Source organism: Burkholderia sp. S171, assembly GCF_009766085.1.
GTDB lineage: Bacteria > Pseudomonadota > Gammaproteobacteria > Burkholderiales > Burkholderiaceae > Caballeronia.
Window position 1 is genome coordinate 32,388 of the sequence record NZ_LMUF01000059.1, and the last position, 15,277, is coordinate 47,664.

The window sequence follows — 15,277 nt, forward strand, 5'->3', positions numbered from 1 at the left end:
TTAAATCAGGCAAGCTTCGAGATCGCTCATAGTGTCATGCATACGACTGGTCAGGCATTCATGATGGCGTTCCAAGCGGGCGGCCCACACGCTCAAGACCGCGCGTTGGAGGCGGTCGCATACGCATGGAATGCTATGCGCGTTATTCCCGGCTCGGCCTATTGGGAAAAGCCTCAAGGTAAGAACCCACCACTTGTAATGGAAAAGCGCTTCACGGTTGTACCGCGGGGTATCGGGCTCGTCATTGGCTGCTGCACGTTTCCGACGTGGAACAGTTATCCAGGAATGTTCGCCGATCTGGCGACGGGCAATGTGGTCATCGTCAAGCCTCATCCAGCAGCGATCCTGCCGCTTGCGATTACAGTGCGCATCGCGAGGCAGGTGCTCAAAGAGGCAGGCTTCGATCCGAACGTTGTGACGTTGCTTGCGACTGCGCCAAATGATGGGCCGATGGTCCAATCACTGATAACGCGCGATGAGATTCGTTTAATCGATTTTACCGGCAGCAGCGCTAACGGCAATTGGCTCGAGACCCATGCGCCGCAGGCGCAGGTTTACACAGAAAAAGCAGGGGTCAATCAGGTCGTGATTGATTCTGCGGACGAGTTGAAGCCGATGGTCCGCAACATCGCGTTTTCGCTTTCGCTTTACTCGGGTCAAATGTGCACTGCACCGCAAAACATCTACGTACCACGCGATGGTGTGGAGACAGCCGAAGGCACGATATCATTTGACGCGGTCGCTCAATCTATTGCCGATGCCGTTCGAAAGCTAACAGCTGATCCGGCAAAGACCGTCGAACTCACTGGGGCCATCCAAAACCGGAGCGTGCTTGATCGGATGCGAGAAGTTAGCGCCTACGGCACGCCGCTGCTTGACAGCGCGAGCATAAATCATCCAACGTATCCGGCCGCGAAGGTGAGCACGCCGATATTGCGAAAGCTCGACGCCAATCTAGACGAGGCTGTCTTCACTCAGGAATGGTTTGGCCCAATTGCGTTTGTGATCGCTACCGACTCGACCCACCATTCACTTGAACTTGCAGCGCGGATCGCTCGTACTCGTGGTGCGCTGACGCTGTCCCTCTACAGCACTCGCGATCACGTGCTCGAAATGGCCGAAGACGCTGCTGTCAGCGGCGGTGTTGCTTTGTCTATCAATCTTACAGGTGGCATCTTCGTGAATCAATCAGCGGCATATTCGGATTTTCATGCTACCGGCGCGAACCCGGCTGCCAACGCCAGTCTTTGCGACGCCGCATTTGTCGCAAATCGATTCCGCGTAGCGCAAAGTCGGCGCCATGTTCCGCAATATGAATCTACATAGACACATACGGTGCACGATAACAAAACGTGAAATGATTGAGGAACTGGCTCAAGCGGCAACTACAAGAAAGGATGACCACACGCCTAACGGCCGCTGAGGTGATCGTGCGGGGCGAAGACATTCTCCCTATGAATCTTTCCCTGGTAAGTTTGTAGACGTACGAACATGTTGGAAAACCCAAATACCGATGGTCAAAGGCGCACGGGATGACAGAAATGGCAGCGAGCAGGCAAATGCCTACAAATGTCCGGCGTGGTTACTTTGGTCGATTTCGTCGTGTTCGCTTTCAGTAAGGCATCGGCGGCAGCGACTACGGAACCCTGTTGTGTCGTCTTATTATGTGGAGCCGAAAGCGGCGCATGTGTTCGGCGACGCAAGGCGTTCAAGGCGGCTGGTTGGTATCGGCGCCCCGTCCCTTTAGCACCGTTGCGCCGAGCAGTCACGCGCAGTCGCATCGCAGTAGATCTGGCCGCGATGCAAAGCCGGCTGACAGTCACTTGCACCTGGCAACGTGCATATTCGTAAAAGCGGTCTGGTCGGCATCAAAGAATTCGATCAATGCCGAGGCGATATCGACAGAGCGGCCGAGCGTGCGGGCTGATGGATCGCGTCCACGATTGTCGATCATGAACGCGATCCATCTGCATGCCGAACAACAGCGGGCAATGAGATTTACCACCGCCACCGTACCGATACACTGGTGGCTCGCAGCGTGCAGCGGATGCCGATATCAGCGATCTGTTGCCGTTTAACGTTGCCGATCCGCGCGACGTTTCAGTTCCCGCGTGATCGAGCCCTACGCGCCGGCTCGTTGAGGGTGTGCGTGAATTCGCGATTACGTTCAACCGATCGTGGGCAGGATCTCACCCGGTCTATCCCGAATTATCTGGATCATCGAGCCTAAGCGCATGCGCGATAGACGATGGCCGTCACGAGCCGCTTCCCCCTTCGACGCACCAAATCCAATCCGAAAACGACTTGCCGCGCGTTTCCAATGTAAGCACCCGGTGATGGCATCTTGAATCGACGCAGCAGCCTTGGGAGCATCGTGTCCACTTAACGAATAGGTGGACAAGTGAACACTATTGACCAAGATGCCCCCTTGGGTCGCCGCAAACGGCGCCGATACACAGACGAATTTAAAGCGGAGGTGGTGGCTGCCTGCCAAGGACCAGGTGTGTCGGTTGCCGCGATCGCGCTGATGCATAAACTGAATGCCAACTTGCTTCGGCGGTGGTTGGAGAAAGCCGAGAGCGGCGCAACGACGACGGTCAGTGACGTCGTAGCAATGAAGCCGTCAGCGGCGGCGCCCATACCACCTGCTTTCGTCCCACTTCAACTAAGCGACACAAATCATCAAAGAGAAATTCGCGTCGAGGTACGGCGCGGCCAACAATCAATCACGGTCAGTTGGCCGACATCCGACGCGGCTCAGTGCGCAGCGTGGTTACGCGAGTGGCTGAAATGATCCGCATCGACGAGGCGTGGCTCGCAGTTGACCCGCTGGACATGCGAGCGGGTTTCGATACAGTGCTTGCGCGCGTGGTCACGGTGTTTGACGCGGCGCATCCCCACCACGCCTATCTCTTCACCAACCGTCGGGCCAACCGCCTGAAGGTGCTAGTCCACGACGGAATCGGAATCTGGTTGGCAGCGAGGCGGCTAAACCAGGGACAGTTCGGCTGGCCGCAGCCCGGCACCGACACGCGTCGGGCGATCACGCAGGAGCAACTGGCTGGACTGGTGCTCGGATTGCCGTGGCAACGCATCGGCCAGGACGGCGTAATTCGCGTCGTGTAAGCCGGCCCGCGACAATTGGTGCGTGTGCCAATACCGTAAGCGTCAGCGGATCCCGTCTTGAATCGCGGCATTCCGAATGTGAAGGTGGTGCTTTCGTGAGAACGAGGGCAATGCGATGGAAGACGAGAACATTAAGGCTGCAACGGCGATGGGTACACGTCGCCCACGGCAAGGGGAAGCGTTCTGGGGCGAAATGGTCACCACCTGGAAAGCGAGTGGGATCGGCGCTCGGCGATTTTGCCGGGAACAGGGCTTGGCGGTAAGCACCTTCAGCCTGTGGCGCAAGAAGCTTTCGACCCACATCAAAGAGATTAAGCGGCCGATCGCGGTTACTGCGGACGCGGCATTCATCGCTTCGAATCTGGATGGCGAGTTGGCTCACCAAGTACCGGCCGTCGCAATGCCAATGGCTGACGTCCCGGCGTCACGTGATCGGGTGACGCTCTCGCTCGCGGGCGTTCGTATCGAACTGGGCGGCGTTCACGCCGAGCGCATCGTGCGATTTGTGCTTGGACAGCTCGGAGGTGGTCGGTGCTGATTGCCTCAGACGTTCGCGCTACATCTGTCGCGATCCGGTAGACATGCGCAAGGCGATTGATGGGCTGTCCTATCTCGTCGAGCCGTTACTTGCTCAGAAGCCTGCATCGGGCAACCTGTTCGTCTTCGTGGCGCGAGACCGCTCCAAAGTGAAGATTCTTTATTGGGACCGGACCGGCTTCGTGCTTTGGTATAAGCGTCTCGAAAGAGGCCGTTTCCCGTCACCCTCGTTACTTGCTCAGCGCGGCTTCACGCTCGCGGAGCTCAACGCATGGCTCGAAGGCATCGAGATCCCGGCGCGAGAGCCGCACCGCACCGTGGCAGTGACGCGCGTGACGTGAGGTGCTCCAGCGCAGCCCCGAGCTTGTAAACGTGGCTTGAGTTAGGCATCATGGAGCACATGCCACCCAACGCCGTCACTGTCGCGGATCTTCCCGTCGAGCCCGATGCGCTGCAAGCGTTCGCGCTCGAACAGAACCGGCTCGCGCGGGCGTTGTGGGAGCAGTTGGAGATCCTCCAGCATCAGATTGCACAGCTGAACCGGGCGCGCTTCGGCGTGAGCTCCGAGCGCCTGGCGGGCCAAGCCGAGCTGTTTGACGCCGCAACCGATATCCCGGTACCGCCAGCAATCGACGCCGTTCCTGTAGAGAGTCACACCCGTAAAGGGCGTCCTGCACTGCCCAAGGATCTGCCACGCACACGCATCGAATACGATCTGAGCGACGAACAGAAGATGGCGTTCGATACGCTCGAACGCATTGGCGAAGAGCGCAGCGAGACGCTGCATTACGAGCCGTCCAAGCTCACCGTCATTGAGCACATCCGCTTCAAATACGTGGCGAAGAAGGACGGCGAATCGACCATCGTGACCGCAAGCGCTCAGCCGTCGCCGTTGCCCAAGAGCAATGCAAGCGCCAGCCTGCTCGCCAACGTCCTGGTCAACACCTATGTCGATCATTTGCCGTTGAATCGTCAGGAAATGCGCTACGCGCGCCGGGGCGTGTACTTACCACGCGCCACGTTGTGCGAATGGAAGCTGGCATCTGCTGAGCTACTCTCGGTACTGCTGCCTAGCTTGCGCGCTCACCAGTTGAAGGCGCCGCGCATGCACGTGGACGACACGACGCTACCTCTGCTTGAGCGAGGGCACCCGTCAACGCGCACAGCACGATTATGGGGTTATCTGGGCGCGGGCCAGCGCAACGAGAACGGCGTCTGGATCGACCATCCGCCGGCAGTCGTGTTCGAGTTCGCCGAGTCGCGTGCAGGAGCACATCCGCTGCTGTACCTAAACGAATACAAAGGGTATCTGCAGGCTGACGCGTATAGCGGCCATGGTGCGCTATACGAGCGAGGCGATATTATCGAGGTTGGATGTTGGGCGCATTGCCGTCGACGGTTCTTCGAAATTGCTAAGGATCAGAAGGAGCCGGGGCTTGCGGCGCAAGCCCTTCGGTGGATCGCCAAGCTATATGCGATTGAATCGCGAGTCAAAGACCAGGCACCAGACATCAAGCTGGCGGCACGGCAAGCCGAAGCCTTGCCGGTGCTTGCACAGTTTCTTCAGTGGCTCGAGGCGAACAGCATCGGTTTGCTCCCACGAGCGCCGCTTGCCAAGGCATTTGGTTATGCGTTACGGCATTGGGAGGCGCTGATCCGGTACACGGAGAACGGCGTCCTATTGCCAGACAACAATGCTCTAGAACGCCAGATCAGGCCTATTGCCGTCGGAAGATCGAACTGGATGTTCGCGGGTTCTCCACGAGGCGCCCGGGCGGCGGCAACGATGTATTCCCTCATCGGGACGGCTCGCCTTAACGGTATCGAACCCTATGCGTGGCTCGAACGAACGCTTGAGAAACTGCCGTCGTATCCCATCAATCGCGTGCACGAGCTCTTGCCGCTCGCCGTTAAAACACCTCCAAACCATGGACATTCTCGACTCGCTTCGGCAGGCGCCTAGCGCCGAGCTCTATCGCCTCTATCTTGCGATCGGCAAAATGCTTGATGACCCCCGACGTATTCTCGAAATACGTCAACGCCTGCACCTGGGAATGGCCGTCAACTACATCGGCGACAACCCGCTTGGACCGCCGGCGCAAGGCACCATAGTTGAACTTCGCCAGACACAGGCCGTGGTTCAAGACAGTGCAACTCGACGCCGCTGGGGCGTGCTCTACGCAGCGATCATCCCAGAAACTTCGAGTGCTCAGCCTCACGTCGAACCGACACCGCCGCCGAGAACGCAGCGTGAAGAATTCTTCATCGGTGACACAGTTAGCTTCACTGACAAGCATCTAAGCGAGCGCGTCGGAATTGTCGTGAGGCTGAATGCCAAGACCGCGTCGGTCGCCGTTAATGACACCGATGGCCACTGGCGCGTTTCGTACTCTCTACTGCGAAAGATCGTCGACATTTAGCCGCGCAAAAACCGCCCTAACGGGTTCCGCTGACGGATACCCAATACCCTTGTCGCACGGGCTTTGGCACACTATTGGTCATGATCGATAAGGCACAACTCCAGGACATGAACGCAGATGAACTGCGCGCACTCGCTCTGGAATTGATGTCCGAAGTTCAGGCGCAACAACACATCGTCGATCGCGCGGAAGCGGCACCACGATTTAGCGACGCGAAGCTCGCGCAACTTACGCACGAGATGGCAATACTCAAGCGCTGGAAGTTTGCTGCCCGAAGCGAGAGGCTCGGTCACGAGCAGCAAAGCCTGCTCGATGAAACAATCGATGCCGACTTGGCCGCAATCGAACTCGAGTTGGAGAGACTGTCCCCGCAGCCAAAGACGAAAGATGCACCGAACAAACCACGCCGAACGCCGCTTCCGGCAAACCTTCCGCGTGTCAATGTTCATCATGAGCCGCAGTCGAACCTCTGCGGCTGCGGATGCGAACTCGGGCGGATCGGCGAGGATGTCAGCGAGAAGCTTGATTACACGCCAGGCGTGTTCACTGTCGAGCGTCACGTTCGTGGCAAATGGGTGTGCGGCCACTGCGAGACCCTGACCCAAGCGCCGGTGCCAGCGCATGTCATTGATAAGGGCATTCCGACCGCCGGCCTGCTGGCACACGTGCTCGTGTCGAAACACGGTGATCACCTTCCGTTGTACAGACAAGAACGCATCTTCGCGCGCGCCGGCCTGGCGATTCCCCAATCGACACTGGGCCAATGGGTTGGCATGTGTGGCGTTCAACTGCAGCCGTTAGTTGACGCGCTGAAAGAGAAGATCCTGAAGCATCGCGTGTTGCATGCCGACGAGACACCGATTTCGATGCTCAGTCCGGGAAAGGGGAAGACGCACCGCGCTTATCTCTGGACTTATTGCCCCGGGGCATTCGAACAGATGAAGGCGGTCGTCTACGACTTCGCCGAGAGCCGCGCCGGCGAGCATGCGCGAGCCTTCCTCGATCCATGGCGCGGTCACTTAGTGTGCGATGACTTCGCGGGCTATAAGCAGCTGTTCGCCCAAGGCGTGACCGAAGTTGGTTGCGCTGCCCACGCGCGCCGTAAGTTCTATGACTTGCATGTCGCCAGTCGAAGCCAGATTGCCGAAGATGCGTTGCGCTACATCAGCCAGCTGTACGATGTCGAGCGCGAGGCGCGTGATCTCTCCTCCGAAAATCGATTGGAACTTCGCCAACGATGCGCGCGTCCCGTAGCCGAAGCGCTGCACGCCTGGATGGTTCTGCAGCGTGCACGCGTGAACGAAGGTTCGTCCATAGCGAAGGCGCTCGACTACAGTCTGCGGCGGTGGGCAGCGCTCACCCGATATCTCGATGATCCCCAGCTTCCCATCGATAACAATTGGTGCGAAAACCAAATAAGGCCGGTTGCCGTTAGCAGGGGAAACTGGCTCTTCGCGGGTTCAGCTCGCGCGGGCCGGCGTCAGGCCGCAGTGATGAGTCTCATCCAGTCGGCTAAGCTTAATGGGCACGATCCCTATGTCTATCTGAAAGACATCCCGGCACGACTCCCCCACACAGCCCGCGAGCCGGCTCGATGAGCTGTTGCCGCATCTCTGGCAGCCTCAGCTTCAACAGTAGGCTGACGTCGGCTGCCGAACCCCTGGGATCGCCGGGCGCTTACTTTCCAATCCCGGTAGGCAATGCGTCTTACTCAATGTGAATTGTGAAAACTAGACGCCGCCGTTTATACCCGCTTCGCGACCGCCGCGCAGCGTCTGTTTCCAGAACCCAATTCATTCGAGTCCATCCCAGCGCCGACACGCCACGGGCCGACCGCGCTATCCGTTCCCCCTCGCTTCGCTGCAATCGAGTCTTTTTCGCACGCTGCCCAACCTAGGCGAGGCGTTAATGTCCGACAATCCAGGTAGTTTCCCGAATATATAAGGCAAAAAACCTATAATAAAATCATTGTTGTCGGACAATCAAAGATGATCATTCTGGACGATGGCCCTGCTGCGTTGATCCTGATCGGGGCACCGAAGATAAAAACGGAGACGATGTGAAAGTTATTTACGTAGCTGGAGTGCTCGCAGCATTGGGCGCGGGTGAAGCAATGGCGCAGTCGAGCATCACGTTGTATGGACTTGCCGACGAAAGCGTGCAATATCTGACTCACGTCGACCGCGCCGGCGATTCCGTCGTGCGAATGGGGATTGGCGGGCTGTCGCAGAGCCGCTTCGGCATGAATGGCACCGAAGATCTCGGCGGCGGCAATGCGGCGATCTTTCGCCTCGAAAACCGCTTCGATATCAACAACGGCCAGTCCGATACTGGCCTGCCATTCTGGAACACGGCGTTCGTCGGACTGAAGTCCGACACATTCGGCACGCTGGCCATGGGACGCATGAGCAACGTGCTCGCGAGCCTGGTGGAACGGACTTATGCGTCGAATCCGTCGGTACCGTTCAACTACAGTTTCCAGCCGGAGTTCACCATGCTCGGCGGTCCGTGGTCCAGCAACACGGCGAAATACTCGATCAAATTGGGCGACGTGCTCGGGCAGGCGTCGTACGCGTTCGGCAACACGCCGGGGCACATGTCTTACGGTTCGCAGACGGGCGTGAGCGCCGCGTATTTGCCGGCGGCACCGGTGACATTAGGGGCGGGCTATCTTGATTCGCGCGATTCGACCAACGGTTCGCATTCCAAAGCATGGACGGCGGGCGCGTCGTACACCTGGCAAAGCATGCAGTTTCATGCCGGTTACTACGAGAACCGTCTCGACCCGGGCTTTCAATCGTATCTGAACGGACCCTTTACCGCCCCTGTCCTTGCCGCGCTGAAATTCACCGATTTTAGTTCGCGCCGCATGTTCAGCCTGGGCGCCGTCCATTCGTTCAGCTCGGCGATGCGGCTGTCCTTCAACTACTGGCGCACGCTGCAGACCGGCAAGACCGAGCGTCTCGACGGCACGGCCTCGCAATTCGAACTGCTGGCGGACTACAACTTGTCGAAGCGAACCGACGTGTATATCGAGGGCAATTACGGGCTGTATCGAGGCGATCTGGTCGGCGCGCAGATTCAGGGCGTCAATGGCATAGGCGCCGCGCAACAAGGGACCCAGCTTGGTCTTATGGCCGGCATCCGTCACCAATTCTAAAAATTGCATCTGTCCGACAAAAAATCGCTGGTCGTCGATTTTATCAGGTAATATTTGATGAATACCCATTCATTGTCCTACAATATAAGACGCGAATCCAAGCCGGTCGCAGACTGGCAGCCGACCGTGCCACAAGCGCATAGAGGTTCACATTGAAGGGGTCCAGCAACACCGCGGCCGCGCGCCTGATTGAAGCGCGGCTCGACCGATTGCCCATGACACGCCATCTCTGGTATCTGGTGGCGCTACTTGCATCGGGCGCGTTCTTTGAAACCTATGACCTTGCGTTGACGGCGCTTGCCGCGCCGGGCCTCGTGCGAGCGGGCATCTTCGCGGCCAGCGGTGGTCTGCTCGGTCTACCCGATCAGGCTGCATTCGGTGCCGCGACGTTCCTTGGTCTGTTCGTCGGTGCATTGCTGTTTGGACGCTTCGCCGACCGTGCCGGCCGCAAGCGCACCTTCAACGTCGCACTGCTCATTTACACCGGCGCGACCGTGTTGATGGCGTTGCAGCATAGCGCCTTGCAGGTCGATGTCTGGCGTTTTGTCGCTGGCATCGGCTTGGGCGTTGAGATGGTCACGATCGACGCCTACATCGCCGAGATTGTCCCGGCGCGTTATCGCGGGCGTGCATTTGCTTTTTCAACGTTCGTGCAATTGTTGGCGGTACCGATCGCGGGCGTGCTGAGCCTCGTACTGATTGCGCGTAGCCCGTTGGGCGTGGAAGGCTGGCGCTGGCTTTGCTTCATCGGCAGCTCGGGGGCGATACTCGTGTGGCTCACCCGCACGCGCCTGCCCGAATCACCGCGCTGGCTTGCACAACAAGGTTCGGTAGAAGATGCGGACCGCATCGTCACCATGCTGGAAGAGCGTTGCTTCGGCAAAGTGGCCGCTGCTAAACTGCCGCAGCTCATCTCGCGCGGAAGCGCCGCGACGGAAGAGGCACAGCCGGAACTGACATCGAGCGTGATCTTCAAAGCGCCGTGGCTTGGCATCGTGACGATGCTGTCGACCGTGAATGTGTTCAGTGCAATTGGCTTTTATGGCTTTGGAAATTGGGTTCCTGCGCTGCTTGCCGCACAAGGGCACCCGACAGTGAAGAGCCTCGAATACACGGTTTATATCGGGCTCAGCTATCCCGTCTGTCCGCTATTGTTCCTGTTATTTGCCGACCGGCTCGAGCGCAAATGGCAGATCGTTGTCGCCGCATTGGGCTCGGGCGCATGTGGCTTGCTGTTCGCACGCCAGGAAACATCGGCGATGCTGATTGTGTTCGGCGTCGGCGTGACGATGTTCAACGTACTGAGTGCCTACTCGACTCACGCGTATCAGTCGGAGCTTTTTCCGTCTGCCGTGCGCGCACAGGCAATTGGCTTCGTGTGCTCGTGGGGCCGACTTGCCGCCGTGTTTTCCAGTTTGATCATGGGCTTTCTGTTGCAGCGGAGCGGTATCGATGCGGTGTTTGTTTTCCTTGCCGGAAGTCAGATCATCGTCGCGGTCGTGGTGGCGGTCATGGGACCGCGCACACTCAAACGCCGTGGGTCCAGCGCGACGCCGGCCGGCGCATATCGCGATCAACGTATCAACGAATAGGATGAAGCATGGTCGATCGGATTGAACGAATCGCAGAAACGCCGGTTACGGTTGGAGATCAACTCCTGAATCGCATGGCGCAGGACATTTTCTCGGGCGCGCTGCCGCCTGGCACCCGGATTGTCGAAGTCGATCTGGCGGCGCGCTATGAAGTGAGCCGTGCGACGTTGCGCGAAACCATCGCCCGACTGGAAGAGAGACGACTCGTATTGCGTACGCCGCACGCGGGTGTGCGCGTCGCCCAGCTCTCACGCAGGGAAGTTCTGGAGATGTTCCTGGTGCGCGAGGCACTGGAGGGCATGGCATGCCGGCTCGCCGCACTCAATGCAACCGACGAACAGATCGAAGCCTTGCGGCAGCATGCGGAGTTTGAGAAAGCAGGCATTCGCGCCTACTCGGAGCTCGCCGACAAAACGGGTTCGGTCGAACTCGCGAACGCAACCAATCCTTTGTACGGCAAGAAGGATTTTCACGCGATGATCGCAGGCTTTTCGGGCGTCGCCTTGCTGGAGACGCTGATTCAGAGCGACATCAATCGCCTGACGCGTTTGTATCGATTCAAGGACCTTGAGGGCCGCGGGCGCCGAAGCGTCATTGAGCACAACCGGATTATCGAGGCAATCGCGGAGCGCGATGCCGACATGGCCGAGCTTGCCGGTCGTCGGCATATTGCGGGTTTGCGTAAGGAATTCGAGCGTCGAACGGAAACGGAGAGCGACTGGCTGAAATTGTGCGCGTGACGCCGCGCTGAATGGACGCCGTGTCCAGACGCTTGACTAGCTGGACGCATTATTTCTGCCGGCACTCCACGCCAGGCGTAAATTGTTATTAATTAGTTATACAAATTAAATCAAAAATCATGGAAATCAGAGTGCTGGCGGGAAATGGCTGTCTTGGCACCGGGTTCAAGCCCGAGTCTCTGGAGCGCGGCGTGACGATGAAGCCGCACGTGATCGCCTGCGACGCCGGATCGACGGATTCAGGGCCTTCGTCGCTGGGCGCCGGCCGGCCCAAACTGTCACGCGAAGCGTGCAAGCGCGATCTCCGGCTGTTGCTGATCGCGCGGGATCGCCTGCAAGTACCGCTGATCGTTGGTTCATGCGGCACGAGCGGGCGCGACGTCGGCGTCGAATGGGTCACGGAGATGGCACTCGAAATCGCGGATGAAGAAAATCTCAGCTTCCGCCTCGCGGCGATCAAGTCCGACCAGCAGCCGGCTTATCTGAAGCAGCAGCTTGCCAATGGACTCGTCCGGCCATTGCAATCCGCACCGCCGATCGACGCCAGTACGTTCGACTCGCCGGTCGTCGGCATGATGGGTACGGAACCGATCATGGCTGCGATCGAGCAGGGCGCGCAAGTGATTCTCGCCGGGCGTGCCAGCGACTCAGCGCTGTATGCCGCCGTGCCCGTTGCGCTTGGCGCAGATCCCGGCCTCGCATGGCACGCAGCGAAGACACTGGAGTGCGGCGCGGCGTGCGCCGTGGTGCCCGCTGCCGACAGCATGTTCGCGACCATTCGTGACGATCACTTCGATATCGAGCCACTGGACCCTGAAGCGCGTTGCACGCCGCTCGGCATTGCCGCTCACACACTCTACGAGAATGCCAACCCGTTCCTGCTGACCGAACCCGGTGGTGTGATCGACACGGAGGCCGCGACCTACGAAGCACTCGATGAGCGCCGCGTACGGGTGCGTGGCTCGCGTTTTCACCCGTCGGACGAGTACACCATCAAGCTTGAAGGCGCGGCCATTGCCGGGTATCAGACCGTGATCGTGGGCGGCGTGCGCGATCCACATGTGATCAAGGCGCTTCCGAGCCTCGTGCAACGAGCGCAAGCTTACTTCCGGGAGCGCGTGACCGATCTGTTCGGCGATACGCTCAAGCCTGGCGAGTACGACATCGAATACCGCCTCTATGGCATCGACGGCGTGATGGGACATCTGGAGCCACAGCGCGATAGCGCAACGCCGCGTGAACTCGGTATCCTGATTACCGTCACGGCGCCAAGCCAGGAACAGGCCAACAAGATTGCGAGCCTGGTGGCGCACGTCAGCGCGCATCTGCCCGTACCGGCTTATGAAGGCATTGTCAGCACGATCGCCTATCCGTATTCGCCGCCGGAAATTCCGCGTGGCGCGGTCTATCGCTTCACGTTGAATCACGTCAACGTGCCAGGCACGCCGCTCGATATGTTCCGTACAACTTTCATCGAGGTTTGACATGACCACGCTCTTCGATATGTGTAGTTTGATTCGCTCGAAAAACGCCGGGCCATTCGTGCTGACCTTCGATCTGATGTTTTCCAGCAAGGAGTTCTATGAACGAGCCAAACGCACGCGTGCGCTGACCGCACAGCACATGGTCGATTTCTACGGCGCAAAGGAAGAGGACGTGACACTCGTTTATCACGACGCCGCGTTGGCCATCAAGGCTTCGATTCCGCGGCCATTCATTCAATGCGCGAAAGGCGACGGTGATTGTTACGGTGGCCAGCAATACGTGCCGCTTCTTACCATCGATGTGGCTGAGTGAGCAGGCAATGCAGCGTAAACATCGCTCGAATGCGGTAGGAGGAAGTGAATTGGCGAATGAAACCACGCTCGAGCCGCTGAGGCTCGCGCGCCAGGGTTATTTCTTTGTCGGCGGATGTTACGTCGAATCGAATGGCGGCCAGGTGCGTACCGGGCAGATGCACGTCGAATATCAGATTCCCGAAAACCAGACGCAACCGTGGCCTGTCGTGATGCTGGCCGGCAACACGCAAAGCGGGTTGAACTACACCGGCACGCCCGATGGCCGTGCAGGCTGGGCGCAGTTTTTCCTGCGCCGGGGTTATGCAGTCTATGTGGTCGATCCACCATCGCGCGCGCGCTCGGCGCATAACGCCGACAAGGAGACGTTGCGGGTCGTCCCGAGCAAAATGATGGAGCGTTATTTCACCGCGCCGAAACTTGCCGGACTGTGGCCCCAGGCGGCGTTGCACACGCAATGGCCGGGTACCGGTGTTGCCGGCGACCCGATCTTCGATCAGTTCATGGACCAGGTTTATCCATCGATTGTGCAAACGCCTTTACAGGAACAACTTTCGCGCGACGCCGGCGCCGCGCTTCTTGACCGGATCGGACCGGCGATCCTGCTGACCCATTCGCAAGCGGGCGCGTATGGCTGGTTGATGGCCGATGCGCGCCCAGGTCACGTCAAGGCGATCATTGCGATCGAACCGTCCGGGCCGCCCGTGTATGAGCGTGCACAGGCGAGCGCAGCCACCGCGCGCGGCCCGAGTCCCGCACCGATCCATGCGGGATGGAATGAAGACGGTGCCTTGACCAAGCCATTCGGCCTGACGGCATCGACACTGACTTACGATCCGCCGCTTGCCGACGACGAAGCGTTGACGTTTGCCAAACAGGAAACAGGATCGCAGGCGGATTCGGGCGGAGGCTGGCTGCAGGCCGAACCTGCACGGCAGCTTGCCCACTTACGCGAGGTCCCTGTACTTGTTGTAACCGGCGAGGCGTCGTATCACGGGCTTTACGATCACTGTACGGTCAGCTACCTGAAACAGGCGGGCGTGAATACAACGCACATCCGGTTGGCCGACGATTGTTCTATTCATGGCAATGGACACATGATGATGCTGGAACTCAACAATCACGAGATTGCTGCTGTGGCCGAGGGCTGGCTCCAGAATGCATTGGATCAATAGGCAATGGCTGGACGGCGAATACGCGGTGGCCTCGCTCACCGCGCTTTCGCCGTTAAAAAAAGAGCGTCATGCTCAAATTCAACGTAGAAAGGAGACACTATGAAAGCGAACAGAACGTTGCAGGCACTGTGCGGAGTGGTGAGTTTCGCGCTGGTGTCGAGTGTGTGCGCCCAGTCCCAATCGAGCACGCCTACAGCATCGGCGGATTCAGCCGCGTCTGCCAAAGCGAGCCAGACAAGCACGCGGAAAGCCGATCGCAAACTCAGCTCCGATGTACGCCGCGCGCTGGGCAAGAGCAAGGAAATTACGGCGACGAACATTTTCGTGCGCGCGCGCAGTGGTGCGGTCACCTTGATGGGCTCGGTACCAGAAAATTCGCAGATCGATAGAGCCGCGCAAGTCGCCAATAGCGTACCGGGCGTCACATCAGTTACTAATAAGCTGTCTCTGCAAGCACAGATCTACTAGTCCACTGCGGCATTGATTTAGCATCCGCATGTGTGTTCGGATTCAGGTTATGGGCGATCGTGAATCTGACAAATACCGAGCGTGCGCAACTGCTTGCAGCGGCATGCAACCCGACGGTGTGCGGCGACGTGCGGCGTGAGACGGCGTGAGAAATTGATCTCGATGCTCAAGGACGGTGGATCGCATTTCTGATATGACTTTCCGTGTCAAGCGGTGTTGTTCAGGTTTTAATTTCATTCATATTCGATGTAGCGCTGCAATTT

The 15,277-nt window shown here is 58.7% G+C and carries 15 protein-coding genes and 1 pseudogene; 15 read left to right on the forward strand and 1 reads right to left on the reverse strand.

The genetic code is table 11. The features are described 5' to 3' along the window. Positions 1 to 1,326 (forward strand): phenylacetic acid degradation protein PaaN (gene paaN, locus GSQ93_RS33165; protein WP_158940174.1); only part of this gene is annotated, 1,326 nt, incomplete at its 5' end. Between the two features lie 493 nt (positions 1,327 to 1,819). Here paaN and GSQ93_RS38590 read toward each other — a convergent pair. Beyond that, complete coding sequence (locus GSQ93_RS38590) at positions 1,820 to 1,954, reverse strand: hypothetical protein (protein WP_301952107.1); 135 nt, start codon at positions 1,952 to 1,954, stop codon at positions 1,820 to 1,822. Between the two features lie 447 nt (positions 1,955 to 2,401). Between GSQ93_RS38590 and GSQ93_RS33170 the strand changes: the two genes are divergently transcribed. The 14 genes and pseudogenes from GSQ93_RS33170 (at position 2,402) to GSQ93_RS33235 (ending at position 15,014) form a co-directional block, all read left to right on the forward strand. Then, complete coding sequence (locus GSQ93_RS33170; protein WP_158940159.1) at positions 2,402 to 2,794, forward strand: transposase; 393 nt, start codon at positions 2,402 to 2,404, stop codon at positions 2,792 to 2,794. Further along, positions 2,791 to 3,126 (forward strand): IS66 family insertion sequence element accessory protein TnpB, encoded by a 336-nt coding sequence (tnpB, locus tag GSQ93_RS33175; protein WP_158940160.1) that lies wholly within the window; start codon positions 2,791 to 2,793, stop codon positions 3,124 to 3,126. The genes GSQ93_RS33170 and tnpB (GSQ93_RS33175) overlap by 4 nt, the downstream gene beginning before the upstream one ends. Positions 3,127 to 3,241: 115 nt before the next feature. Continuing rightward, complete coding sequence (locus GSQ93_RS33180; RefSeq protein ID WP_158940161.1) at positions 3,242 to 3,664, forward strand: hypothetical protein; 423 nt, start codon at positions 3,242 to 3,244, stop codon at positions 3,662 to 3,664. Continuing rightward, the gene (gene tnpB / locus GSQ93_RS33185) at positions 3,651 to 4,004 is read left to right on the forward strand and encodes an IS66 family insertion sequence element accessory protein TnpB (protein WP_301952108.1); all 354 of its coding nucleotides are present in this window, start codon (positions 3,651 to 3,653) and stop codon (positions 4,002 to 4,004) included. The genes GSQ93_RS33180 and tnpB (GSQ93_RS33185) overlap by 14 nt, the downstream gene beginning before the upstream one ends. 59 nt (positions 4,005 to 4,063) lie before the next feature. Continuing rightward, entirely contained in the window at positions 4,064 to 5,626 is a 1,563-nt protein-coding gene (locus GSQ93_RS33190) for an IS66 family transposase (protein WP_158940163.1), read from the forward strand. Further along, the gene (locus GSQ93_RS33195; RefSeq protein WP_158940164.1) at positions 5,592 to 6,083 is read left to right on the forward strand and encodes a hypothetical protein; all 492 of its coding nucleotides are present in this window, start codon (positions 5,592 to 5,594) and stop codon (positions 6,081 to 6,083) included. Before GSQ93_RS33190 ends, GSQ93_RS33195 begins: the two co-directional genes overlap by 35 nt. Before the next feature lie 80 nt (positions 6,084 to 6,163). Beyond that, positions 6,164 to 7,721, forward strand: a pseudogene (locus GSQ93_RS33200) (IS66 family transposase). A gap of 421 nt (positions 7,722 to 8,142) precedes the next feature. Continuing rightward, on the forward strand, positions 8,143 to 9,243 hold the full coding sequence (locus GSQ93_RS33205; protein WP_301952109.1) for a porin: 1,101 nt from the start codon (positions 8,143 to 8,145) through the stop codon (positions 9,241 to 9,243). A gap of 215 nt (positions 9,244 to 9,458) precedes the next feature. Next, entirely contained in the window at positions 9,459 to 10,835 is a 1,377-nt protein-coding gene (locus GSQ93_RS33210) for an MFS transporter (protein WP_158940165.1), read from the forward strand. An 8-nt stretch (positions 10,836 to 10,843) separates the two neighbouring features. Further along, on the forward strand, positions 10,844 to 11,575 hold the full coding sequence (locus GSQ93_RS33215; protein ID WP_158940166.1) for a GntR family transcriptional regulator: 732 nt from the start codon (positions 10,844 to 10,846) through the stop codon (positions 11,573 to 11,575). Positions 11,576 to 11,694: 119 nt separating this feature from the next. Next, complete coding sequence (locus tag GSQ93_RS33220; RefSeq protein WP_158940167.1) at positions 11,695 to 13,059, forward strand: acyclic terpene utilization AtuA family protein; 1,365 nt, start codon at positions 11,695 to 11,697, stop codon at positions 13,057 to 13,059. Between the two features lies 1 nt (position 13,060). Next, positions 13,061 to 13,372: a DUF4387 domain-containing protein gene (locus GSQ93_RS33225; protein WP_158940168.1), complete on the forward strand. Its 312-nt coding sequence runs from the start codon at positions 13,061 to 13,063 to the stop codon at positions 13,370 to 13,372. A gap of 7 nt (positions 13,373 to 13,379) precedes the next feature. Next, positions 13,380 to 14,546, forward strand: coding sequence for an alpha/beta hydrolase (locus tag GSQ93_RS33230; RefSeq protein ID WP_158940169.1), 1,167 nt, complete (start codon positions 13,380 to 13,382; stop codon positions 14,544 to 14,546). Between the two features lie 99 nt (positions 14,547 to 14,645). Beyond that, a complete protein-coding gene (locus tag GSQ93_RS33235; protein ID WP_158940170.1) occupies positions 14,646 to 15,014 on the forward strand; it encodes a BON domain-containing protein in 369 nt (122 codons plus the stop codon). Positions 15,015 to 15,277 lie beyond the last annotated feature (263 nt).